This window comes from Vibrio sp. 1557 (genome assembly GCF_033340175.1).
Classification (GTDB): domain Bacteria; phylum Pseudomonadota; class Gammaproteobacteria; order Enterobacterales; family Vibrionaceae; genus Vibrio; species Vibrio alginolyticus.
The window spans coordinates 1-1,656 of sequence record NZ_JAWOVZ010000085.1 but is presented as its reverse complement, the minus strand read 5'-3'; the positions used below and the strand labels follow the sequence as shown (position 1 = coordinate 1,656).

General features: G+C 44.0%; 1 protein-coding gene and 1 pseudogene. Both read left to right on the top strand.

Annotated features, from left to right (window positions below):
- A pseudogene (locus R7070_RS24785) lies at positions 1-267 on the top strand (aspartate aminotransferase family protein); the annotation flags it as partial.
- A 337-nt stretch (positions 268-604) separates the two neighbouring features.
- Positions 605-1,656 (top strand): AI-2E family transporter (locus tag R7070_RS24780; protein ID WP_318141348.1); only part of this gene is annotated, 1,052 nt, incomplete at its 3' end.

The window sequence follows — 1,656 nt, the reverse complement described above, 5'->3', positions numbered from 1 at the left end:
ATCCCACTAGTTGTTAACCAAGTGGGCGGCATGTTCGGCTTCTTCTTCACTGACCAAGAAACCGTAACTTGCTACGAAGACGTAACTAAGTGCGACATCGAACGATTCAAGCGTTTCTTCCACTTAATGCTAGATCACGGCGTATACCTTGCGCCATCAGCATTCGAAGCAAGCTTTACGTCTCTAGCGCACGGTTCAAAAGAGATCGACGCGACACTAGAAGCGGCGGATCGCTGTTTTGCAATCATTGCGGCAGAAGCAAAATAAGCGCTATACGCAAGTTATAAGAAAAGGACCGGAAGGTCCTTTTTTATTGCCAGTTCAAAATTACCAAGACAGCTAACACGCCTAGAACAATGCCAAACCACGGAATACGTTTGGTTTTCTTCTCAGATTTACATTTCTTATCGCCGTTACAACAACCCATTTTTCATCTCTTGATTGATAACCATCTGATTTGTAGTCATTATAACAAGGTCATTTACCCCTTCCCAATTCAGCTGTGTCATAAGGCTGAAAGGAAAGCCGGTGCAAAGTAATAAAGGTTTCGCGCTGATATCAACGCGAGCCATTGTAAACGTCATCCGTAAGTTGGATTTATCTCATGCCAAACAACGTAAAAATCACGTCGAGTCATCGTGTATTAATGATCGCTCTACTCGCCGCTGCTTTTGCTTGCTATTTATTGGTCGAGCCTTACATCAATTCGATCGTAATGGCTTTCATTATCTCACTGCTTATGTTTCCTGTGCATGAGTGGTTTGAGCGTAAAATGCCAAAACACAAAAATTCGGCATCGCTGCTCACGTGCGTAGTTTTGACCTTCATTATTGTCATTCCACTACTGTTTGTGTTTGCTGCAATTGTTCAACAAGGCTCCGTTTTTTCTCAGAACACGTACAAATGGGTCACCAATGGTGGCATTCAAGACATCTTCCAACATCCTTGGGTTATCAAAGGTCTATCCATTGTTAATGAGTACTTACCTTTTGATAAAATCGAGCCAAAAGCCATCGCCGAAAAAATCGGGCAATTTGCTACCACTTTTGGTTCAAACCTTGTCGCGATCAGTGCGAAAATTCTGGGTGACGCAACAAACTTCTTGATGGATTTTTTCTTGATGCTGTTTGTGCTTTTCTTCCTATTACGTGACCACGACAAAATCATTTCGGCAATTCGACATATTTTGCCACTCTCTCGTAGCCAAGAAGATAGAATCTTGACCGAGATAGAACAAGTTTCGAAGTCCGCAGTCATGGGCTCGTTTTTAACGGCTATCGCGCAAGGCTTAGCGGGCGGTATCGGTATGTGGCTAGCTGGCTTCCCTGGTCTATTCTGGGGCACCATGATGGGCTTTGCTTCCTTCATTCCAGTTGTCGGTACGGCGTTGATCTGGATACCAGCCGCCGCGTACTTGTTCCTCACCGGTGATATGACGTGGGCAATCTTCCTAACCGCATGGAGTGTAGTCATCGTCGGTTCGATTGATAACTTGTTGCGTCCATTGTTGATGCAAGGCAGCGCAGGCATGAATACCTTAATGATTTTCTTCTCATTATTGGGTGGTCTGCACTTATTTGGTTTGATTGGTTTGATTTATGGTCCACTGATTTTTGCGGTCACCATGGTGCTGTTTAATATCTATGAAGAGGAATT